Origin of the sequence: Microvirga sp. Mcv34 (assembly GCF_024519725.1) — a bacterium.
Classification (GTDB): domain Bacteria; phylum Pseudomonadota; class Alphaproteobacteria; order Rhizobiales; family Beijerinckiaceae; genus Microvirga.
The window spans coordinates 169,172-190,769 of record NZ_JALJRK010000004.1; the positions used below are offsets into that span (position 1 = coordinate 169,172).

The window sequence follows — 21,598 nt, forward strand, 5'->3', positions numbered from 1 at the left end:
ATGACGGCACCCCTCACCCCGACGCTTCTCTACCTCGACAACGTCTCCGTGTCCTTCGACGGATTCCGGGCCTTGAATGCCCTGTCGCTCGCCATCGATCATGCGGAGATGCGCGCCATCATCGGTCCCAACGGCGCGGGCAAGACCACGATGATGGACGTGATCACCGGCAAGACCCGCCCAAATGAGGGCACGGCCCTGTTCGAGGGCACGCACGACCTGACGGCTCTCGACGAGGCGGCGATCGCCGAACTCGGCATCGGCCGCAAGTTCCAGACGCCGACCGTGTTCGAGATGCACAGCGTCGAGGACAACATCCTGCTCGCCCTCAAGGAGAATCGCTCGCCCTTCGCCACGCTGCTGTCGCGGCGCAGCGCTCGGGAGCGCGAGCGCATCGATGCGCTTCTGGAGCGGGTGCGCCTGACGGCGCACCGTCACCGCAAGGCGGGAGAACTGTCCCACGGCCAGAAGCAATGGCTTGAGATCGGCATGCTGCTGGCGCAGCAGCCGAAGCTCCTGCTGATCGACGAGCCGGCCGCAGGCATGACCGATCAGGAAACCGCCGAAACGGCCGATCTCCTGCGCGACATCGCCAAGACGCAGGCGGTCGTCGTGGTGGAGCACGACATGACCTTCGTGCGCGACCTCGACGTTAAGGTCACCTGCCTTCACGAAGGCTCCGTGCTCGCCGAGGGGACGCTCGACGCGGTGAGCGCGAACGAGCGGGTCGTCGAGGTTTATCTGGGACGATGACGATGCTCTCTGTTGAGAACCTCTCCCTCTATTACGGTGCCGCTCAGGCCCTGCGCGGCGTCTCTGTCAGCGCCTCCATTGGCGAGGTCACCTGCGTGCTCGGCCGGAATGGCGTCGGCAAGACGTCGTTGCTGCGCGCCATTGCCGGGCATCGTCCGATCGCGGGCGGCAGCATCCGTTTCGATGGTCGCGACATCGCGCGCCTCAAGCCCTTCGAGCGTGCGGCGCTCGGGATCGCCTATGTCCCGCAGGGCCGCGAGATCTTTCCGCTCCTGACTGTCAAGGAGAACCTCGAGACGGGGTTTGCGCCCTTGAAGCGCGGCGAGAAGACGATCCCCGAGGAGGTCTTCGAGCTGTTTCCGGTGCTGAAATCCATGCTGGGCCGGCGCGGGGGCGATCTCTCCGGCGGGCAGCAGCAGCAACTGGCTATCGGGCGAGCCCTGGTCACCCGTCCGCGCCTGCTCGTGCTCGACGAACCGACGGAGGGCATCCAGCCATCCATCATCAAGGATATCGGCCGGGCTATCGCCTATCTGCGCGGGCGGAAGGACATGGCGATCCTCCTGGTTGAGCAATATTTCGACTTCGCCCGCGATCTTGCCGACCGGTTCGTGGTGATGGAACGCGGCGAGATCGTCCAGCACGGCGACCGCTCGGCGCTCGAGGGAGACGATGTCCGTCAGCGCTTGGCCATTTGATGGCGTTCCCCCATCCGAAACTCACCGGCGCCAGAGAGCCGTCGGGCGGGTTGCGTTCGGCGCGGCCGGCCTGGACGGCCGCACCCGGCCCATGCGGATCGAGGAGAGCGGGTCCATGCGGATCAGGCTCCCGAAAGGCGGCGGGAAAGGGCTCGATGCGGTTCTCGTCAACACGGCCGGCGGGATCGCCTGCGGCGACCGCTTTTCCGTGCAGGTCGAAGCACATTCCGGTGCCGCGGTGACGGTGGCGACCCCGGCAGCCGAGAAAGTCTATCGCTCGGATGGTCCGGTTGCCGAGCTCGCGGTCGATCTCAAGGTGGCGGCCGAAGCGAGGATCGATTGGCTGCCGCAGGAAACGATCCTGTTCGACAAGGCGCGCCTTCGCCGGAGCCTTTCTGCCGAAATGACCGAGAATGCGAGCCTGACCGTGTTCGAGGCCGTCGTGTTCGGGCGCGAGGCGCGGGCGGAGCGCATCCAGGAGGGCCTGTTCGAGGATCGTTGGCGCATCCGGCGCGGAGGGCGCCTCGTCTATGCCGATACGCTGCGGCTCGACGGCCCGATCGACGACCTTCTGCGGAAGCCGGTCGTCGGCAGGGGTGCCCGCGCTTTCGCCACATTGATCCACGCAGCGCCGGACGCGGAAGCGCGCCTCGACGCGGCACGAGAGCATCTCGCCTCCATCGGGGGCTGCGATGCCGCGGCCAGTGCGTGGAATGGCCTTCTCGCCGTCCGCTTCTGCGCGATGAAGATCGAATCGCTGCGTGCCGCCGCAGTCCCGTTCCTGCTCGCCTTCCGCGGTGAGCCCCTTCCTCGTGTCTGGCTCAGCTAGGGTCGAACCATGCAACTCACTCCCCGTGAAAAAGACAAGCTCCTGATCGCCATGGCGGCCACCGTCGCACGACGCCGGCTGGAGCGCGGCGTGAAGCTGAACCACCCGGAAGCCATCGCCCTCATCACCGACACGGTCGTTGAAGGCGCGCGCGATGGACGCTCCGTCGCCGAACTGATGGAGGCGGGAGCGCATGTGATCACCGCCGATCAGGTGATGGAAGGCATCGCGGAGATGATCCATGACGTGCAGGTGGAGGCGACCTTCCCCGACGGGACCAAGCTCGTCACCGTGCATCATCCGATCCGTGGCGCGGCCTCCAGGGACGTGCCCGGCGAAGTCACCGCGCAGGAGGGCGAGATCGTCTTCAACGAAGGGGCCAAGCGCATCGTTCTCACCGTTGCCAATACGGGCGACCGGCCGATCCAGGTCGGCAGCCATTACCACTTCTTCGAGACCAATCCGGCCATGTCCTTCGACCGTGAGAAGGCCCGCGGCATGCGTCTCGACATCGTGCCCGGCACGGCGGTTCGCTTCGAGCCCGGCGCCACGCGCGAGGTCGTGCTGGTGCCGCTTTCCGGCAGACGCGAGGTCTACGGGTTCCGCCAGGGCGTGATGGGAGCGCTGTGATGTCGAATGTAAGAAAGCCGGCCTCCCTGCCGCGTTCCGGTTATGCGGACATGTTCGGCCCGACCAAGGGCGATCGCGTTCGCTTGGCCGATACGGCTCTCGTGATCGAAGTGGAGAAGGACTTCACCACCTATGGCGAGGAGGTGAAGTTCGGCGGCGGCAAGGTGATCCGCGACGGCATGGGACAGGCCCAGACCATCCGCGCCGAGGGCGCCGTTGACACGGTCATCACCAATGCGGTGATCCTCGACCATTGGGGCATCGTGAAGGCCGATCTCGGCATCAGGGGCGGACTGATCGCCGCCATCGGCAAGGCCGGCAATCCGGACGTACAGCCCAACGTGGACATCGTCATCGGACCGGGCACGGAGATCATCGCCGGCGAGGGCAAGATCATCACGGCCGGTGGCTTCGACTCGCATATCCACTTCATCTGCCCGCAGCAGATCGAAGAGGCGCTCATGTCCGGCATCACCACGATGCTGGGCGGCGGCACGGGCCCTGCGACGGGCACCTTCGCCACCACCTGCACGCCGGGGCCGTGGCACATCGCCCGCATGATCGAAGCGGCCGACGCCTTCCCGATGAACCTCGCCTTCACGGGCAAGGGCAATGCCTCGAAGCCGGGCGCCCTGGAGGAGATGATCGAGGCCGGGGCCTGCGCGCTGAAGCTGCACGAGGATTGGGGCACGACCCCAGCGGCCATCGATTGCTGCCTGTCCGTCGCCGATGCCTATGACGTGCAGGTGATGATCCACACCGACACGCTCAACGAATCCGGCTTCGTCGAGGATACCATCGCGGCGTTCAAGGGGCGGACGATCCACGCCTTCCATACGGAGGGGGCAGGTGGAGGCCACGCGCCGGACATCATCAAGGTGGCAGGGCTGCCCAACGTGCTGCCGTCCTCCACCAATCCGACGCGGCCCTATACGGTGAACACCATTGACGAGCATCTCGACATGCTCATGGTCTGCCACCATCTCTCCCCGTCGATCCCGGAGGATCTCGCCTTCGCGGAGAGCCGCATCCGCAAGGAGACCATCGCGGCGGAAGACATCCTGCACGATCTCGGGGCGCTCTCGATGATGTCCTCCGACAGCCAGGCCATGGGCCGCGTGGGCGAGGTCATCATCCGCACGTGGCAGACCGCGCACAAGATGAAGGTGCAGCGCGGCGCGCTGCCCGGCGAGACCGGAGGCAACGACAATCTGCGTGTCCGCCGCTATGTGGCGAAGTACACGATCAACCCTGCCATCGCCCATGGAGTGTCCCGGCATATCGGCTCCGTCGAGGTCGGCAAGCTCGCCGATCTCGTGGTCTGGTCGCCGGCCTTCTTCGGCGTGAAGCCCGATCTCGTGCTCAAGGGTGGCGCCATTGCGGCAGCCCTCATGGGCGATCCTAACGCCTCGATCCCCACGCCGCAGCCGGTGCACTACCGGCCGATGTTCGGCGCCTACGGCCGGGCGCTCTCCACGACCTCGCTCACCTTCGTGTCGAAGGCCGCCGTGGAGAACGGCCTTGCGGCCAAGCTCGGCGTGCAGAAGAAGCTCGTCGCCGTCGAGAACGTGCGCGGCGGGATCGGCAAGAAGGACATGGTGCTCAACGATGCGACGCCCGTGATCGAGGTCGATCCCGAAACCTACGATGTCCGTGCCGACGGCAAATTGCTCGACTGCGAGCCCGCGAAGGTTCTTCCCATGGCCCAACGCTATTTCCTGTTCTGACATGATCCGCGCCACATCCATCATCCGCCGCGACGCCGTCGAGCAGGACCGCATCGTCGACGTCATCACCCTCGACCACGGCGACAGGCATCGCCGCCGCATCAGGCTCGATGCCGATGGCGGAACCGCCTTCCTGCTCGATCTCGACAGGGCCGACGTGCTGGAGGACGGAGACGCCATCCGGCTGGAAAGCGGCTGGCTCGTCGAGGTCAGGGCCGCGCCGGAAAAGCTCGTGGAGATCACCACGGAGGATCCGCTCGATCTCCTGACCCTGGCTTGGCATATCGGCAACCGGCACGTGCCGGCGGAGATCACCCGCGAGGCGATTTATATCGGCTACGACCACGTGCTGGTCGACATGCTGCTGGGCTTGGGCGCCAAGGTCGAGATCGTCGAGCGTCCCTTCCGGCCCGTGCGCGGCGCCTATCACCATCACGAGCATGGCGCACATGCCCATCATCACGGTCACGGCCATGGATGACGGCTCGCCGACAGCGCTGGCGCGGGGAGGCGAGGCGGCGATCCTGCCGCTTTTCGCCTGGCTCTCGCCATCCTATCCGGTCGGCTGCTATGCCTATTCGCACAGCCTGGAATGGGCCACGGAAGCGGGCGACGTCACCGACGAGGCAAGTCTCGTGGCATGGCTTACGGACCTGCTCGCGCTCGGGCTCGGGCGCAACGATGCCATTCTCCTGAGCCACGCCTACGGGGCCGTGGAGCAGGGCGATGAGGAGGCCCTCGCGGCCGTCAACGAACTCGCGCTCGCCCTCGCGCCCTCCGCCGAGCTCTATCTCGAAACCAGCCAGCAAGGGCGCAGCTTCCTCGATGCGACGCTCGCCGCGTGGCCTTCGCCGCGCCTGCTCCGTCTCGAGGGGGACGTGGCCTTTCCCGTGGCGGTCGGCATGGCCGCTGCGGCCCATGGCATTCCGCTGGCGATCACCGCGCAGGCCTATCTCTTCGGACTCGTGCAGACGCTCGTCTCCGCCGCGATCCGCCTCGCGCCCATCGGACAGACCGCGGGCATCCGCGTGTCTGCCGCGCTGGCCAGCCGCGTACAGGAGATCGCCCACCAGGGAATGGCACTTGCGCTCGACGACATCGGCGGCTCGACCTTCCGGGCCGATCTCGGCTCCTTCCATCACGAAAACCAATATTCGAGGCTTTTCCGCTCATGACATCTCACACGGGACCCCTTCGCGTCGGCATCGGCGGGCCGGTCGGCTCCGGCAAGACGGCCTTGATGGAAGCGCTCTGCAAGACGTTCCGCGAGCGCTACGACATCTGCGCGATCACCAACGATATCTACACCAAGGAGGATGCGCGCCTCCTGACCGTGGCGGGTGCGCTTCCGGTGGAGCGCATCATGGGCGTGGAAACGGGCGGATGTCCGCACACGGCCATTCGCGAGGACGCATCCATCAACCTCGCGGCCATCGCCACCATGCGCAAGCGCTTTCCGGACCTCGACATCGTGCTGGTTGAATCCGGCGGCGACAACCTGGCTGCGACCTTCTCGCCCGAGCTTGCCGATCTGACGATCTACGTCATCGACGTCGCCGGCGGCGAGAAGATCCCGCGCAAGGGCGGCCCCGGCATCACGCGCTCCGATCTCCTCGTGGTCAACAAGATCGACCTCGCGCCCCATGTGGGCGCCGATCTGGCGATCATGGAGGAGGACACGAAGCGCATGCGCGGCCAGCGTCCTTACGTGTTCAGCAACATCCGCGACGGCATTGGGGTCGACGCCATCGCGGCTTTTATCGAACAGGCCGGCGGCCTGTCCGCAGCGGCCTGAAGGAGAAACGCGCCATGTTCACACGTTCCATTGCGACCACGCTGCTGCTGGTGGCGGCCACGCCAGCCCTGGCCCATACAGGACACGATACCGCTTTCGGCCTCCTTGCCGGAATGGCGCACCCGATGGGTGGCCTCGATCACGTGCTCGCCATGGTGAGTGTCGGCCTCTTCGCGGCCGTGCTCGGAGGACGCGCCCTGTGGGCGCTTCCCATGAGCTTCGTCGGGATGATGCTGGTGGGCGGTGCGCTGGGAATGACCGGCGTCACGGTTCCTGCTGTCGAGTTCGGGATCGCATTGTCGATCGTGGTCCTGGGCGCCATCGTGACATGGGGGCGGCAATGGCCAATTCAGGCAGCCTCTGCGCTCGTAGGCGTCTTCGCGGTGTTCCACGGTTATGCTCACGGCGCGGAGCTTCCGGCCGGGGCCGATGCCGTGCTCTATAGCTTTGGTTTCGCCCTCGCGACCGCTCTCCTGCATGGCGCAGGGATCGCCGCCGGGCGGCTCACCCTCGGCCGCGCCGGCATCCTGCGCCTTGCCGGAGCGGCGGTGACGGTCACGGGCATCGTCATCGCGCTCGGCTGAGGCATCGTCTACCCGGCGGGATCCGCGCCATAGGCTTCGGCCATGCCGCGGATCTCGGCGAGCTTCGATGTGAACGCCGACCAGTCGTCCTCGGCCGCGATCGGAGCCCAGAGCGCCTCGACCTCGTCGATCAGCATGGTGCAGGGTCCAGAGCGTGTGAAGTAGGGATGATCGCGTCGCGCCTGAGGTGTCGGCTCGAAGTTCGCGAGAGCCGCGCGCACAGGCCCGAAGGATTGTTGCGCGTAGAATGGCGCGGAGGGGCTTTTCTCCGCACGATGCGTGCTTAGAAGCCCACCATACCAATCGAAGAACGTCTGCTCGAACGGCGCTTTGCTCTCGTGCAGGAATGTCCATAGCGCCTTGGCGAGAGCGCCGTCCTGCTCGAAGCTTTTCGATTGCAGGCCCAGGCGACGCAGGATGGCGCTCGGGAACTCCCGATGCAGCGCAGGCTCGAAAGTGGCGAGGGCTTGCTCGAGCTCGGCCTGCGGCGCCAGGGGCATCAGGCACTCCGCAAGGCGATAGAGATTCCACAGGAGCGTGTCGGGCTGCCGACCGAAGGCGTAGAGGCCCGTCTCGTCGAAATAGGCGGCCGTGAAGCTGGGCTCGTAGACAGACAGGAAGCGCCAGGGACCGTAATCGAAGCTCTCGCCCGTGACGTTGACGTTATCGGTGTTGAGCACACCATGCACGAAGCCCGCCGCCATCCATTGCGCGCCCATACGGGCCACGCGTCGGCACACCTCTTCCAGAAATGCAACGGCCCGGCCTGGCTCATCGTCGCGCCAAGTCTGCGGCATGTAGGTGCGGATCGTGTAGTCGAGGAGCGTGCGGAGATTGTCGGTCTCGTCGAGGTAGCGCAGGCGCTGGAATGTTCCGATGCGGATGTGCGAATGGCTGAGACGCACCAGCACCGAGGAGCGCGTGGGCGAGGGCTCGTCGCCGCGCTCGAGCTCCTCGCCGGTCTCGATCACGCTGAACGACTTGGACGTCTCGACGCCGAGCGCTTCGAGCATCTCCGTCGCGAGGATTTCCCGCACGCCGCCCTTCAGGGTGAGGCGGCCATCCGCATGGCGTGACCAGGGCGTCTGCCCGCTGCCTTTCGTGCCGAGATCGAGAAGCCTGCCGTCCTGCGCATCGTGAAGTTGCGCGAATAGAAAACCGCGGCCGTCCCCCAGGTGCGGATTATAGGTTCTGAACTGGTGCCCGTGGTAGCGCAGGGCGAGGGGTTGCTCGAAACCACCCGGGAGCGGCGTGAACCGTCCGAAATGATCGATCCATTCTTCATAGCTGAGAGACCCGAGCCCCATGCGCTCGGCCCAGCGCTGGTTGCGGTAGCGCAGGATATGCTGCGGAAACTCCGCCGGCCGGACGAGGTCGTAGAAATCGGAACCGAGGTCCCGGTGGCGTGTCGAGGCGCGATAGGCGGCAGAGGCGGGCATGTGTGAGATCCGATGAACTCGGGTTCAATTCCAAGGCGTCCGAAATGTTCAGAATTGTCGCGATGGATCAAGCCGCAGCCAAGTCCGAGGCCTGATCAAAGCCTTGTCTGCCTGGCCATGAAACGTTGCAACTCAAATAGAGCGCTCGACCATGTTACGATATGGCATGAAGAAGATCATGCACTTGAAGCCAACTAAAATATTACGCGGCACCTGATTCAGAAAACGCTTTCCATTTCCTTAAGTTGCCGTCCGTTGTTCAAGCACAGTCGCGCTGGCGGTGCGGCAATTTATGCTTTCGTCTATTGGCTACGGCGAAAAGCTCCCCTAGGATTCTCTCGTTAAGGAAGACGGGAGGAAGGTTTATGGCATTCAAAGATATGCTGAGCCTTTGCGGCCGGATCGGTCTGATCGTCGTGGCCTTTGCGTTCGTAGCCGGGATCATTGCCGGTCCCGTCCTTGAGAGAATCTGGTCGTCGCGCCTTACGGTGACACAGAACAACGAGACGCCTCTTCCGCTTCCGCCCAGGGTTCCGGCCACTCCCAAGACGGCAGAGCCCGGCTAACGCCTTTTTAGAACTCTCCAGTTCATACAACAGCACTGCCGGTGAGGCGGTGACATAAGTCCTATTGCGGGAAGGTGTGATGAGCAGCGAGGTGCTTTTGCGGCAAGAGATCCGCCATTCTCTTGGTTATGTCCGCGGCATGATCGATCATTATTCCGGTCTCTACTCGGGCGAGAACCTCACCCGGGACGTGCTCAGCTTCTGCGATGGAATGATCCGGTCCGAGGAGCCGAACCCCCGCTTGCGGGAGGCGCGGCGCCTGGTCGAGGAGCGGTGCCGGCAGCTGGCTAATGCGGCGGATCGTTTCGCGCAGCGCGACCCGGCTTTGATTGCAGCTGTGCGGGCCCAAGCCGTCGCCGCGATCGACCTGTTCCAGGATGCCGCCTTCGAATGGCACAGGGCTCGCACCGATGTGCCGTCGTCGGGACGCCTGCTGCGCAGAAAGAGCCTTTAGCGCGTCGTCATCTTTGCGCCGTCCGCCAGGGGCTTGGGCTTGATCGATGCCGTCGCGGGCACGTCGATAACCTTAGGCTCCGGCAGAGGATCGCTCTTCGGGGTATCGAGACCGTAGACATCGTCGCGGAAATGCACCGCGCCGTCCGCCGTGGCATAGCCGGTGAGATAGACCCAGGCGACCGGGACGGGCTTGTCGAGGCGGATGTCCTGACGGGTCGCGCCGGCGATGGCCGTGGCGATCCCGTCGCGTGTCCATGCGCCCGCCTGGCCGTTGGTGCCGCGCAGGAGCCATTCGGCGAAGTCGGCGACATCGGCGACACGCACGCAGCCCGAGGAGTGGAAGCGGGCATCCTGCGCGAAAAGCTGCTTCTTGGGCGTATCGTGCATGTAGACGGCATGCTTGTTGGGCATGTCGATGCGGATCTGCCCAAGCGAGTTGATCGCGCCGGGGTCCTGACGCAGGGTATAGTTCACCGCCTTCTCGGTCGACCAGTCGAGGGTCTTGGGATCGACCTCCTGGCCCTTCGCGTCAAGAATGCGGATCTTCATCTTCTCCAGATAGGCGGGATCCTTCCGCACATGGGGAATGATATCCTTCTTGATCAGGGAGACCGGCACCGTCCATGTGGGGTTGATGTTGACGGCGGTAACACGGGTTTCGACGGTGGGCGAGGGGCGATCCACCTTGCCCGCGATGGCGACGAAGCGGCGCGCTACCTGTCCGCGCTCCACCGCTTCGACGGCGGCCGAGGGAATGTTCACCACCACGTAACGGTCGCCGAAGGCGAAGGTGGAGCCTGCCAGCCTCTGGGCGGAAGCCGTGAGCTGTCGATGGCGCGCGAGAGCCGGGACGTTCAATGCCTCCAGGGTTCGCGCCCGCACCGCGCCGGATTCCGGCAGGCCGTGCCGGGCCTGGAACCGCTTGACCGCGCTGATGAGCTCCGCGTCGAAAACCGTGTTCGTCGTGGCATTGTCCGGGAGGTCGCCCTCCAGGGCGAGGCGGCGCCGAAGGGTCGCGACGAGCGCGCCCTTGTCGCCGGTCTTCAGAACCGTGCCCGTCGGGAGGCTGGGCCATCCTCCCGCCTCGGCGATTCGCTTATAGGTCCAGGCGGCCCGCATCGTATTGATGAAGGTGCTGGCGTCCAGGGTCGGGCGGGAATCCTGCGAGATCGTCGCCACAGGCATGGGCGCCGCTTTCTCGGGCGGCTTCGCTGGCGCCGGCGCGCTTACCTTGGGCGGCGGAATGACACCCCCGGCGGGGGGCACCGACTCGCTTGGCAAAGTCCGCGCCGGGGTGTCCGAAGACAGATTCCCGGCAGCCGCGAAGGCGCCTGGAGGGCTCCAGACGGTGGAGCTCAGGAGCAGGGCAAGCCCAAAGCAGAGACGACGTGTATTCCCATAGGTCATGCGGCGACTATGGGTGATCTTGGTTTACAAAATCCTGTAACGGGAGGGTGACCGCGAGAGCCTGCAACTGCGACAGAGCAAGGACGTTGTCCTCGGTCGCCAATCCCGTCCCACGAGTGTTCCATGCGTGCCAAGTCTCTTCCCCCTCAGGATATCAGGCGGATCGATCTGCCTTTGCCGTCGTCCGTGGGGCTCCATGCCGTCCGATTACTCGAGCATGTGAAGCAGGCTGGGCCATCAGGTGTCGTTTATGTCGCAGGGGGAGAGCGCTGGGCCGAGCAGATGGCGCAAGCGATGCGCGGCTTGGCGCCCGGTCTCGACATCTGTCTGCTGCCACCGTGGGATTGTCTCCCCTATGACAGCGCTTCGCCCTCACGGGACGCCATGGGGCGTCGCATGTCGGTCCTGCGGCGGATGAGCGAACCTGGCACGGCTCCGCGCGTCCTGATCACGAGCGCTGCCGCGATCGTCCAACGGGTGCCGCCGCGCGACATGGTGAAGACGACGTCCTTCTCTCTTCGCGCGGGCGAGGGGTTCTCCGCCGATGCCCTGAAAGAATATCTGCATCGAGCGGGGTACATCCTGGATGAGCGGGTGGATGAGCCGGGCGAGGTGGCGATCCGTGGTCAGGTGATCGATCTCTTTCCGGCCGACAGCCCGTTGCCCTATCGGGCCGAGCACGATGGAGAGACCATCGCGGCCATTCGCTCCTACGACCCGATCTCACAATTGACGGAAGCAGAAGTCGATCATCTCGTGATCGGCCCGGCTTCGGAGGTCGTCCTGCAGGAGACAGGCGATGGCGAGGCGCCGGTCGAGCGCAGCGACGGCATGGAGCATCGGCTGCCGGAATTCTATCCGCACCTGGAGACTATCTTCGATTACTGGCCGGATGCGACCATCGTCCTGGATGCCAAATTCGAGGAGAGGCGGCAGCTCGTGATGGAGCAGGCCGTTGATGCCTATGACAACCGGATGAACTTGCGTGCGCAGGGCAGGCCTGCGGCTTCCACTGCCGCGCCCGAGCGGCTCTTCATTCAGGACGACGAATGGGCGGACGCCATGTCGAAGCGCCGCACGATCTACATCCATGCGATCCCGCCTGATGAATCCTCGCGGAATGCGGTGCCGAATTTCGCGATCTCGTCCAGACCTTCCAAGGCGCTTTTGGATTTCCTGCGCGCCCAATCGGATGCGGGACGAAAGATCGTCGTCGTTGCGGCGGTCCGCTCGGACCTGGGCCGGCTACGGCGAAGGGTTCAATCCGTCGGATGGCCCGATGAAGTGGATGACTGGGATGGCGTTGTGGATGGCCCGTCCAAAGGCTGGTTCGCTCTGCAGGCCGACATCAAGCGGGGATTCGTCGATGAGCGCGACGGCATCGCGCTGATCACCGCCTTCGACGTTCTGGGGAGCCGCGTTCGCACCAGCGTCGAAACTGATGTCAGTGCCGCCGCGACGAGCTTCACGGACACGGGATTCCAGATCGGCGACGCCGTCGTTCACATCGATCACGGGATCGGCGTGCTCCAGGGCATCGAGACAATCACGGCCGGTGATGCGGGCGAGGGTGAAGCGGTCAGGCTCGGTTACGCGGCCGATACGACGCTCCTGGTTCCGGCAACGGAGATGGACCGTGTGTGGCGCTATGGAGCGATGTCGGACGCTCTTTCGCTGGACAGGCTGAAAGGCGATGCATGGCGGGTGCGCCGCGAGAAGATCGAAACCGAGATCGCGGAAACCGCCAAGCACCTGATCGGCCTCGTCGATGATCGCAAGGCAAGAAAGCTGGAGTCTCTCGTCCCGCCAAGCCGCGACTACGAGCGCTTCGTTGCCCGCTTTCCGTTCTCCGAGACCGCCGACCAGATCAACGCCATCGAGGCGGTTCTCGAAGATCTTTCGTCGGGCCGAGCGATGGACCGCTTGATCTGCGGCGATGTCGGGTTCGGCAAGACGGAAATCGCTCTGCGTGCCGCCGCCGCAGTTGCGCTGTCGGGTAAGCAGGTGGCCGTCGTCGCTCCGACGACCGTCCTGGCGCGCCAGCACGTGCGGAGTTTCGAGAGGCGTTTCGCAGGTCTGGGTATCGAGATCGCGCATCTCTCCCGTCTCGTGTCGCCGGCCGACGCGCGGGCGGTGAAGAAGGGATTGGCCGATGGATCGATCCGCATCGTCATCGGGACCCATGCGCTCGCCGCGAAAGGCGTGGCGTTCAAGGATCTCGGGCTCGTCGTCATCGACGAGGAGCAGCGGTTCGGCACGGCGCACAAGAACAAGCTCAGAGAATTATCGGCGCAAGCTCATGTGCTGACGCTGACCGCGACGCCCATTCCCCGGACCATGCAATCCGCGCTGGTCGGATTGCAGGAGCTGAGCATCATCGCGACGCCGCCGGCGCGCCGCCAGCCGATCCGCACGTTCCTGACGCCTTTCGATCCTGCCAGCGTGCGCGATGCGCTCATGCGCGAGCGGCGTCGGCGGGGCCAGAGCTTCGTCGTCTGCTCCCGGGTCGAGGATATCGAGCCGATGCGCGAGCGACTGGCAAAGCTCGTCCCGGAGCTGGACCTCATGGTAGCTCACGGGCAGATGCCGCCCGCCGAGACGGATGATGTGATGGTGCGCTTCGCCGACGGCGAAGGCGACGTGCTTCTCGCCACCAACATCATCGAGAGCGGGCTCGACGTTCCCCGCGCCAACACCATGCTGGTGTGGCGCGCGGATCGCTTCGGCATGGCGCAGTTGCATCAGCTCCGTGGGCGCGTCGGACGAGGACGCGTGCGGGGAACGGCCTATTTGCTGACGGAGCCGGGTCAGGATCTTCCGAAAGCGACGGAAAAGCGCTTGCGGACTCTGACGGCCCTCGACAGGCTGGGAGCGGGTTTCGCGATCAGCGCCCAGGATCTCGATCAGCGTGGGGCGGGAGCGCTGCTCGGCGAGGAGCAGGCCGGCCACGTCAAGCTGATTGGAACCGACCTTTACCAGCATATGCTCGCGCGTGCCCTGCGCGGCGAGAGCCTTGACGACAACTGGACGCCCGAACTCAATATCGGCCTGTCCGGCGCCATTCCGGACGCTTACGTGAACGAGCCCGAGATGCGGATCAATCTCCATGCCCGCATCGCCCGGTTCGAACCGTCCGAGAGTATCGATGAACTGGAAGCGGAGATCGAGGATCGCTTCGGCGCCATTCCCGAGTCGGTGCAGAACCTTTTGAAGCTTGCGCATCTGCGCCAGCTGTGCCGGCACTTAGGGATCGCCCGCATCGATGCAGGGCCGCAGGCCATCGCCCTGACTTTCCGGCCCGGCTCGGCGGAGACGCTCTCTCTGCAGGCGAAGATCGACGCCTCGCAGGGAGCGCTGCATTGGAACAAGGAGCGCCTGGTCTGCGCGACCTCGAGCGAGCAGGCCGATGAACGTCATGAGGCAGTCATCGCGCTGCTGGATACGCTGTCGCGATGAGCCGGGCTTGGACCAGCCGCTATCGCCCGTGTGCCGTGAACTGATTTGGCCTACAGAACTTGACACTGATGACAATGTTGATCGTGAGGAGCCTATGACGTCCGAGGAAATCCAGGAGCTGAACGCCGCACGCGAAAGCCTCGTGAAACGGCGCAGGGAGATGACGCGGCAGATTTCCGAGGCTCCGCTGCCTTCCGTTGATCTGGCCGAGGAGCTTACGAAGATCCTCGTCGCCATCGAAGCCTTGGACCGGGCGCTCAACGAGGCTGGCCATCCCTACATGAGCCAGGGCGTCGTCGAGCAGCTGACAAGGGACAGCTGACCTCTCCGCCCATGCGGAGGCGCGGGCTCCTGATTCAAGCCGATAGATTTCAGGCTTCCGCCGACAGCTCCACGAGCATATCCACGAGCGGATCGCTCGGATGCGCCAGACCGGCGATGACGTCGAAGTGATGCGCTCCCGGTACCTCGTGGTAGCGGGTCGCGACGCCGCCCTGTCCCCATCGCTCGACGATGGCGCGGGACTGGCGCAGGAACTCGCTGCTCTCCGCCCCGCCCACGACGGCGATGAGGCGTCCGCTCCCGGGAGGAGCCCACTCCAGAGGGCTCAGGGCGTGCGCCTCCTCGACGGTGAGGCCGAGAGCCTTGTTGATCGAGGTCGGGACCAGCGGCGGCAGGTCGAACAGGCCGGAGATCGGCATGGCGGCGCGGACAGGCCTTCGCAGGGCATCGGGCCGGGCCATGAGGCACGCGGTCAGATGCCCGCCGGCCGAATGGCCGCTCACGACGAGGGGGCGGCCCAGGCGCTCGATGACGAAATTGGCCGCGGCCTCGATCTCGGACACGATGTCAGCCAGCGTGGCGGCGGGCGCGAGCGTATAGCTCGGGATCGCCACCGTCAGCCCGCGCTCGTTGGCGCCACGCGCCAGATGGCTCGACGTGGACTTGTCGAGTGACTGCCAATAGCCGCCGTGGATGAACAGCATCACCGGGCCGTCGGCATCGCCGTCCTGCGGGTAGAAAAGATCGAGCCGATTTCGTTCGCCCCGGCCGTAGGCGAGATCCAGTTTGCAGTTCGCGCTGGCGCGATAGGCGGCGGAATCCCGCTGCCAGCCTGCGATATGGACCGGGTGGTCGGGTACGCGCGCCCGGTTGTTGTACTCGGCCTCCAGGTCGAGGTCTTCTGCGCCCATCGCGGTTGTCCTTAAACGTGGAGGTAGCGGTCCTTGAGGCTCGTGTCGCTCATGAGCTCATCGCTCGTTCCCGTCCAGACCGAGCGCCCCTTCTCGATGATCACGTGCCGGTCGGCGAAGCTCGCCAGCGCGCCGATGTTCTTGTCGATCACGAGAATCGACTGGCGCTCGCCCTTGAGGCGCTTGAGGCAGGTCCAGATCTCCGCGCGGATCAGCGGCGCCAGCCCTTCCGTGGCCTCGTCGAGGATGAGCAGCTTTGGATTGGTCATGAGCGCCCGGCCGACGGCCAGCATCTGCTGCTCGCCGCCGGAGAGCTGCGTGCCCAGGTTGCTGCGGCGCTCCTTGAGGCGCGGGAACAGGTCGTAGACCGCATCGAGCGTCCAGCGGCCGGAGCCGGTCCGGTTCGACGCTGTGGCGACGAGGTTCTCCTCCACGGTGAGCGTCGGGAAGATCTGCCGGCCTTCTGGCACGAGGCCGATCCCGGTCTTCGCGATGCGATAGGGCGCAAGCCCCGTGACGGCCGCGCCGTCGAAGCGCACCTCGCCGCCGCGTGGGCGCAGCAGGCCCATGATGGACCGGATGGTGGTCGTCTTGCCCATGCCGTTGCGGCCGATAAGCGTCACCACCTCGCCGGCATTGACCTCGAGCGAGACGTCGAAGAGCACCTGCGCGGCGCCGTAGGATGCCTGGAGCTGTCGGACGGAGAGCATCAGACCATCTCCTCTTCGCCGAGATAGGCGGCGCGGACCTCGGGGTTCTCCCGGATGCGTGCAGGCGTGTCGGTGGCGATCACGCGCCCGTAGACGAGCACGGAGACGCGGTCGGCGAGGGAGAACACCGCATCCATGTCGTGCTCGATCAGCACGATGGTGAGGCGCTCCTTGAGGCGCCGCAGGGTCTCGACGACGCGCTGGGATTCCTCATGGCCGGTGCCTGCCAGCGGTTCGTCGAGCAGCAGCAGCCTGGGCGCTGTCGCAAGTCCGATGGCGAGTTCGAGCTGGCGCTTCTCGCCATGGGACAACAGGCCCGCCGGGACATGCGCGCGCGCCGCGAGGTTGACCTGCGCGAGGCATTCCATGGCGGGCTCGTTCAGGGCTTTCTCCTGCGAGGCCTGGCCGAAGAGGCGGAAGCTCGATCCCGAGCGCGCCTGGACGGCGAGCGCCACGTTCTCCAGGGCGGAGAAGCCCGGGAGGATCGAGGTGATCTGGAACGAGCGTGCCAAGCCGCGTCGGACCCGCTGCGGCATCGAGAGCTGCGTCACGTCCTCGCCGCCGAACAGGACGGATCCGGAATTCGACGCCAGGGTGCCGGAGATCTGGTGGATCAGCGTCGTCTTGCCCGCCCCGTTGGGGCCGATGATGGCGTGCAGCTCGCCCGGTCGCACGGACAGGCTGACGTCGTCGGTGACGACGAGGGCGCCATAGGCCTTGCGCAGGTTGCGCAGTTCGAGAAGCGGCTCAGCCATGGTGCGGCCTCCGCAGCAGGCCCATGATGCCGCCTCTGACGAAAAGGACGATCAGGATGAGAAGGGGACCGAACACCATCTTCCAGTTCTCGGCGAGGTGGGACCGGGCTTCCTCGCTCAGGAAGAAGCTCAAGGAATGCAGGATCTCCGGCAGGAACTCCTCCAGCAGCAGGAAGGCGGCAGCGCCGATGACGGCGCCATGCAGGGAGCCGAGCCCGCCGAGCACGACCATGAAGATCAGCTCGCCGGAGCGCTGCCATGTCATGAAGGCCGGGCTGACGAATTCCGCCTGGTTCGCCAGCAGGCAACCGGCGAGCCCCGCCAGCATGCCGCTGAGCACATAGGCGGCGAGCTGAAACCGGAAGGGCTGGAAGCCGATCGCCTCCATGCGGATGGAGTTCTCCCGCGTGCCGCGCAGCACGCGCCCGAACCGGGAGGCGACGACGGAGCGCGAGAACGCATAGGCCCCGAGAAGGCAGAGAAGGCAGACCCAGTAGAAGGTGAAGTCGTTCTTCAGGACGCCGGTTCCGGCCAGGAGGCTGCGCGACGACAGGGTCATGCCGTCGTCGCCGCCATAGGCCGCGAGCGACGTGGCGAGGAAGTACAGCATCTGCCCGAAGGCCAGGGTGATCATGATGAAGTAGACACCCTTGGTCCGCAGCGAGATCGCCCCCGTGACCAGTGCGAAGAGCGCCGAGGCGGCGAGCGCCACGGGAATCTGCACGAGGGCGTCCTCGATGCCGTGGCTCGCCAGGATGCCGACCGCATAGCCCCCGAGTCCCAGGAAGGCCGCGTGACCGAAGCTCACGAGCGCCCCGTAGCCGAGGATGAGATCGAGCGCCATGGCGGCGATGCCGAAGATCATCACCCGCGTCAGCAGGGACAGGACATAGCCCTCGGCACCCGAATAGGCCGCGAGGAGCGGAGCCGCCGCGAAGGCCGCGAAGAGAACGATGGGGACGATCTCGAACCGTGTGGAGAGCGATGGCATGGGGGCGGAGGGCGTTTCAGCGATTTCGGTCATGTCGCACCCTAGCGCTTCACGGGGAACAGGCCGGAGGGGCGGAAGAACAGCACGGCGGCCATGAAGATGTAGATCAGCATCGGGGCGATGGCGCGGCCGGTCTGGCTCGCGGCGGCAGGGTCGAGAACGAGGCGCAGCAGGTTCGGCGCGAAGCTGCGCCCAACCGTGTCCACGAGGCCGATCAGGAGGGCGGCGAGGAACGCTCCGCGGATCGATCCGATGCCGCCGATCACGATCACCACGAAGGCGAGGATCAGAATGTTGTCGCCCATGCCCGGCTCGACGGACAGGATCGGCGCCACCATCGCGCCCGCGAAGCCCGCCAGCATGGCGCCGAAGCCGAACACGATCATGAACAGTCTCTGGATGTTGACGCCGAGTGCCGACACCATGGCGGCGTTGCTGGCGCCGGCGCGGACCAGCATGCCGACGCGCGTGTGGTTGACGAGCACATAGAGCAGGGCGGCGACCACGAGCCCCGCCGCGATGATCGCGAGGCGATAGACGGGATAGAGGAGACCGCTTGCGATCTCCACGGAACCCGACAGGAGGTCGGGGACGGGAACGCTGAGGGGAGCCGCGCCCCAGACGAACTTGACGCCCTGGTTCAGGAACAGGATTACGCCGAACGTGGCGAGCACCTGGTCCAGGTGATCGCGGTCGTAGAGATGCCGGAAGACCAGCACTTCGAGCAGGAGGCCGAAGGCCAGCGCGGAGGGCAGGGCGAGCAGAAGCGCCCAACCGAAGCTGCCCGTCCAGGCGCTGAACGCTGCCACTAGATAGGCGCCGACCATATACTGCACGCCGTGGGCGAGATTGATGAAGTCCATCACCCCGAACACCAGCGTGAGCCCGGCGGCGATGAGAAAAAGGATGAGGCCGAACTGAAGGCCGTTCAGAGCCTGGACGAAGAGGAGTGTTGCGTTCATCGGCACGTCACTGGCAGCAGGCCTGCTCGGGCGCCCTCGTGTGAAAGCACCATGATGATGGCGTCAAGAAAAAGGATCGATCTGCCTGGTCTGGCAGATCGATCCCTATGCGGAGCGCCTTAGTTCGTGGCGGTGCATTCCTTGGCATAGGCGTCGGCGTAATCGTCGAACACCTTCTCGACGATCTCCGTCTCCAGCTTGCCGTCGGCGCGCTTGGCCGCCTTCACGAGGTAGAAGTCCTGGATCGGGAAGCCGTTGGCGCCGAACTTGAAGTCGCCGCGGAGCGACTTGAAGTCCGCTTTCTTGATGGCGGCGCGCAGGGCTTCCTTGTCGTCGGTCTTGCCGCCGGTCGCCTTGAGCGCCGAGTCGATCAGCAGGGCCGCGTCGTAGGAATGCATGGCATAGGAGGCGGGCACGGTGTTATAGGCCGCCTCGTAGGCCGCGACGAACTTCTTGTTCGCCGGATTGTCCATGTTCGGAGCCCAGTTCGAGCCGCTGAGCATACCGATGGCGGCATCCTGCTGCGCGGGCAAGTTCGTCTCGTCGACTGTGAAGGCGGAGAGGAACGGAATGCGGTCGGCAAGGCCGGCGGCGCGGTACTGCTTGACGAGGTTCACGCCCATGCCGCCCGGCATGAAGGTGAAGATCGCATCCGGCTGCATGGAGGCGATCTTCGCCAGCTCGGACTGGAAGTCGAGCGTGTTGAGCGGGATGTAGGATTCCTCGACGATCTCACCCTTGTAGTGGCGCTTGAACCCGGCGAGCGCGTCCTTGCCGGCCTGGTAGTTCGGCGCCAGCAGATAGACCTTCTTGTAGCCGCGGTCCTGCGCGACCTTGCCGAGAACCTCGTGGTTCTGGTCGTTCTGGTAGGAGGTGGCGAAGAAATAGGGGCTGCAGCTCTTGCCCGCGAGGTTCGACGGGCCGGCATTCACGCTGATGTAGAAGGTCTTGGCGTCGACGATGGGCTTCTGCGTGGCGACCGCCACGTTGGAGAAGATCGGGCCGACGACGAAATCGACCTTGTCGCGCTCGAGCAGGCCCTTCACCTTCGTCACCGCCACGTCGGGCTTCAGCTCGTCGTCGACGACGATGACTTCCACATCCCGTCCGCCGAGCTTGCCACCGAGATCCTTCACGGCGAGCTGGAAGCCGTCGCGGGCATGCTGGCCGAGCACGGCCGACGGGCCGGAGAGGGTCAGCAGCAGCCCGACCTTCAGCTTCTCCTGCGCCATGGCCGGAGCCGCGGCCAGGCCGACGGCCGCTGCAAGGCCAAGGGTTTTGATCGTCACCTTCATCATAGTCTCCCGAGTGGCTGTTCCCTGCGCACATTGGCTGTGCTGCATGATTGTTTCCGGCGGGACGTGCGACGCCTCGACGGACAAGTCGGCGATACTCTGCCGTAAAACCTTTCGGCCGAACACTCCCTTTGTCGGAGCTTTGTCACCGGCATCCCCAGTCTTTGCCCAATCTTTGGGATTGCCAAGGATTATTTTAAGATTAAAATATTTTTCCGGTTCTTCAAGCGGATTGTTTCGCAGAGGAAGGCAGGCGAAATGACGAGCGCGTGATGGGCGGCGACGGGCAGCGATACGGGGTTCGCCATGGCGCGGCCTCCGATGACCTGCTCCCGAACCGGCCAAGGCGACAGCGCTCCGTTCTCCTGACGCACAATAAAACAGAGGAGCGGACGATGGCGGACACGGCGCATGTGGATACCTTTGCGAGGGACAATCTTCCGCCTCGGGACCAATGGCCGACATTCAAGTTCACCCGTCCCGAGCTTCAGTATCCCGACCGGCTCAACTGCGCCGTGGCCTTCCTCGACCGCTGGGTCGACGAGGGGAGGGGCGAAGAGCCCTGCATCATCAGCCCTACGGAGACGCTGACTTATCGCGCCCTCCAGGAGCGGGTGAACCGCATCTGCAACGTGCTGGTCCACAAGCTCGGCTTCGTGCCGGGCAACCGCGTCCTGCTGCGCTCGGCCAACAATCCCATGATGGTGGCCGCCTATCTGGCGGTCCTCAAGGCCGGCGGCGTCGTCGTTGCCACCATGCCGCTGCTGCGCGCCAAGGAGATCGCCTATCCGTTGAACAAGGCGCAGATCACCGTCGCGCTGTGCGACCACCGTCTCGCGGACGAGATGGAGAGGGCGAGGGCGATGGCGGTCGGGCTGCAGCATGTGGTCTATTGGGGATCGGGCAAGCCCGACAGCCTCGAGGCGCTGATCGCCGAGGCGTCGCCGGAATTTGCTGCCGTCGATACGGCGGCCGACGATGTCTGCCTGATCGGCTTCACCTCCGGCACGACCGGCGAGCCCAAGGGCACCATGCATTTCCACCGGGACATGCTGGCGATCTGCGACGGCTATGGGCGGAACGTGCTGCGGCCCGAGCCGAGCGACCGCTTCATCGGTTCGCCGCCGCTCGCTTTCACGTTCGGTCTCGGCGGAATTGTGCTATTCCCCATGCGCGTCGGCGCTTCGACCGTGCTACTGGAGAAGGCCGGGCCCGACGATCTCTTGCCCGCCATCATGCAGTACAGGGCGACCATCTGCTTCACGGCGCCCACCGCCTACCGGGCGATGCTGTCGAAGCTCGAAGGCTATGACATCTCGTCCCTGCGCAAATGCGTCTCGGCCGGCGAGCCG

23 protein-coding genes are annotated in these 21,598 nt (G+C 65.3%); 14 read left to right on the forward strand and 9 right to left on the reverse strand.

The window, feature by feature from the left end; all coding sequences use genetic code 11:
• The 9 genes from urtD to OC446_RS04285 are packed head-to-tail and all read left to right on the forward strand — an operon-like array spanning nucleotide 1 to nucleotide 7,016.
• On the forward strand, nucleotides 1–753 hold the full coding sequence (gene urtD, locus OC446_RS04245; protein WP_262027796.1) for an urea ABC transporter ATP-binding protein UrtD: 753 nt from the start codon (nucleotides 1–3) through the stop codon (nucleotides 751–753).
• 2 nt (nucleotides 754–755) lie between these two features.
• Nucleotides 756–1,451 (forward strand): urea ABC transporter ATP-binding subunit UrtE, encoded by a 696-nt coding sequence (gene urtE, locus OC446_RS04250; RefSeq protein ID WP_262027797.1) that lies wholly within the window; start codon nucleotides 756–758, stop codon nucleotides 1,449–1,451.
• Nucleotides 1,426–2,280, forward strand: coding sequence for an urease accessory protein UreD (locus OC446_RS04255; protein ID WP_262027798.1), 855 nt, complete (start codon nucleotides 1,426–1,428; stop codon nucleotides 2,278–2,280). Before urtE ends, OC446_RS04255 begins: the two co-directional genes overlap by 26 nt.
• Before the next feature lie 9 nt (nucleotides 2,281–2,289).
• Nucleotides 2,290–2,910 (forward strand): urease subunit gamma, encoded by a 621-nt coding sequence (locus OC446_RS04260; RefSeq protein WP_262027799.1) that lies wholly within the window; start codon nucleotides 2,290–2,292, stop codon nucleotides 2,908–2,910.
• A complete protein-coding gene (gene ureC / locus OC446_RS04265) occupies nucleotides 2,910–4,637 on the forward strand; it encodes an urease subunit alpha (protein WP_262027800.1) in 1,728 nt (575 codons plus the stop codon). Before OC446_RS04260 ends, ureC begins: the two co-directional genes overlap by 1 nt.
• 1 nt (nucleotide 4,638) lies before the next feature.
• Nucleotides 4,639–5,118 (forward strand): urease accessory protein UreE, encoded by a 480-nt coding sequence (locus tag OC446_RS04270; protein WP_262027801.1) that lies wholly within the window; start codon nucleotides 4,639–4,641, stop codon nucleotides 5,116–5,118.
• A complete protein-coding gene (locus OC446_RS04275) occupies nucleotides 5,087–5,812 on the forward strand; it encodes an urease accessory protein UreF (RefSeq protein WP_410054997.1) in 726 nt (241 codons plus the stop codon). Before OC446_RS04270 ends, OC446_RS04275 begins: the two co-directional genes overlap by 32 nt.
• Nucleotides 5,809–6,432, forward strand: a complete 624-nt coding sequence (gene ureG / locus OC446_RS04280) for an urease accessory protein UreG (RefSeq protein WP_262027802.1) — start codon at nucleotides 5,809–5,811, stop codon at nucleotides 6,430–6,432. Before OC446_RS04275 ends, ureG begins: the two co-directional genes overlap by 4 nt.
• Nucleotides 6,433–6,446: 14 nt before the next feature.
• A complete protein-coding gene (locus tag OC446_RS04285) occupies nucleotides 6,447–7,016 on the forward strand; it encodes a HupE/UreJ family protein (protein WP_262027803.1) in 570 nt (189 codons plus the stop codon).
• An 8-nt stretch (nucleotides 7,017–7,024) separates the two neighbouring features.
• Here the strand turns inward: OC446_RS04285 and OC446_RS04290 are convergent, their stop codons facing one another.
• On the reverse strand, nucleotides 7,025–8,455 hold the full coding sequence (locus OC446_RS04290; RefSeq protein WP_262027804.1) for a protein adenylyltransferase SelO: 1,431 nt from the start codon (nucleotides 8,453–8,455) through the stop codon (nucleotides 7,025–7,027).
• A gap of 365 nt (nucleotides 8,456–8,820) precedes the next feature.
• Between OC446_RS04290 and OC446_RS04295 the strand changes: the two genes are divergently transcribed.
• Nucleotides 8,821–9,021 carry a hypothetical protein gene (locus OC446_RS04295; RefSeq protein ID WP_262027805.1) on the forward strand — a complete coding sequence of 67 codons (201 nt, stop codon included), beginning with the start codon at nucleotides 8,821–8,823 and terminating at the stop codon, nucleotides 9,019–9,021.
• A gap of 79 nt (nucleotides 9,022–9,100) precedes the next feature.
• On the forward strand, nucleotides 9,101–9,475 hold the full coding sequence (locus OC446_RS04300; protein ID WP_262027806.1) for a hypothetical protein: 375 nt from the start codon (nucleotides 9,101–9,103) through the stop codon (nucleotides 9,473–9,475).
• Here OC446_RS04300 and OC446_RS04305 read toward each other — a convergent pair.
• Complete coding sequence (locus OC446_RS04305; protein WP_410054998.1) at nucleotides 9,472–10,662, reverse strand: murein L,D-transpeptidase; 1,191 nt, start codon at nucleotides 10,660–10,662, stop codon at nucleotides 9,472–9,474. The genes OC446_RS04300 and OC446_RS04305 overlap by 4 nt on opposite strands.
• 345 nt (nucleotides 10,663–11,007) lie before the next feature.
• Here OC446_RS04305 and mfd point away from each other — a divergent pair, with 345 nt between their 5' ends.
• Together mfd and OC446_RS04315 are read left to right on the forward strand one after the other, a co-directional pair.
• Nucleotides 11,008–14,340: a transcription-repair coupling factor gene (mfd, locus tag OC446_RS04310; protein ID WP_262027808.1), complete on the forward strand. Its 3,333-nt coding sequence runs from the start codon at nucleotides 11,008–11,010 to the stop codon at nucleotides 14,338–14,340.
• A 94-nt stretch (nucleotides 14,341–14,434) separates the two neighbouring features.
• Entirely contained in the window at nucleotides 14,435–14,662 is a 228-nt protein-coding gene (locus OC446_RS04315; RefSeq protein ID WP_262027809.1) for a hypothetical protein, read from the forward strand.
• 49 nt (nucleotides 14,663–14,711) lie between these two features.
• Here OC446_RS04315 and OC446_RS04320 read toward each other — a convergent pair whose 3' ends face one another.
• The 7 genes from OC446_RS04320 to OC446_RS04350 form a co-directional block, all read right to left on the reverse strand.
• A complete protein-coding gene (locus OC446_RS04320; protein ID WP_262027810.1) occupies nucleotides 14,712–15,533 on the reverse strand; it encodes an alpha/beta hydrolase in 822 nt (273 codons plus the stop codon).
• Nucleotides 15,534–15,544: 11 nt separating this feature from the next.
• Nucleotides 15,545–16,243 carry an ABC transporter ATP-binding protein gene (locus OC446_RS04325; protein WP_262027811.1) on the reverse strand — a complete coding sequence of 233 codons (699 nt, stop codon included), beginning with the start codon at nucleotides 16,241–16,243 and terminating at the stop codon, nucleotides 15,545–15,547.
• Nucleotides 16,243–16,998, reverse strand: a complete 756-nt coding sequence (locus tag OC446_RS04330) for an ABC transporter ATP-binding protein (RefSeq protein WP_262027812.1) — start codon at nucleotides 16,996–16,998, stop codon at nucleotides 16,243–16,245. The genes OC446_RS04325 and OC446_RS04330 overlap by 1 nt, the downstream gene beginning before the upstream one ends.
• Complete coding sequence (locus OC446_RS04335; protein ID WP_262027813.1) at nucleotides 16,991–18,022, reverse strand: branched-chain amino acid ABC transporter permease; 1,032 nt, start codon at nucleotides 18,020–18,022, stop codon at nucleotides 16,991–16,993. The genes OC446_RS04330 and OC446_RS04335 overlap by 8 nt, the downstream gene beginning before the upstream one ends.
• 8 nt (nucleotides 18,023–18,030) lie before the next feature.
• The gene (locus tag OC446_RS04340; protein ID WP_262027814.1) at nucleotides 18,031–18,951 is read right to left on the reverse strand and encodes a branched-chain amino acid ABC transporter permease; all 921 of its coding nucleotides are present in this window, start codon (nucleotides 18,949–18,951) and stop codon (nucleotides 18,031–18,033) included.
• A 119-nt stretch (nucleotides 18,952–19,070) separates the two neighbouring features.
• A complete protein-coding gene (locus OC446_RS04345) occupies nucleotides 19,071–20,246 on the reverse strand; it encodes an ABC transporter substrate-binding protein (RefSeq protein ID WP_262027815.1) in 1,176 nt (391 codons plus the stop codon).
• A 191-nt stretch (nucleotides 20,247–20,437) separates the two neighbouring features.
• Nucleotides 20,438–20,659 (reverse strand): hypothetical protein, encoded by a 222-nt coding sequence (locus OC446_RS04350; RefSeq protein WP_262027816.1) that lies wholly within the window; start codon nucleotides 20,657–20,659, stop codon nucleotides 20,438–20,440.
• Here OC446_RS04350 and OC446_RS04355 point away from each other — a divergent pair.
• On the forward strand, nucleotides 20,642–21,598 hold a 957-nt coding region (locus OC446_RS04355), incomplete at its 3' end, for an AMP-binding protein (RefSeq protein ID WP_262027817.1). The two genes, OC446_RS04350 and OC446_RS04355, sit on opposite strands and share 18 nt — an antisense overlap.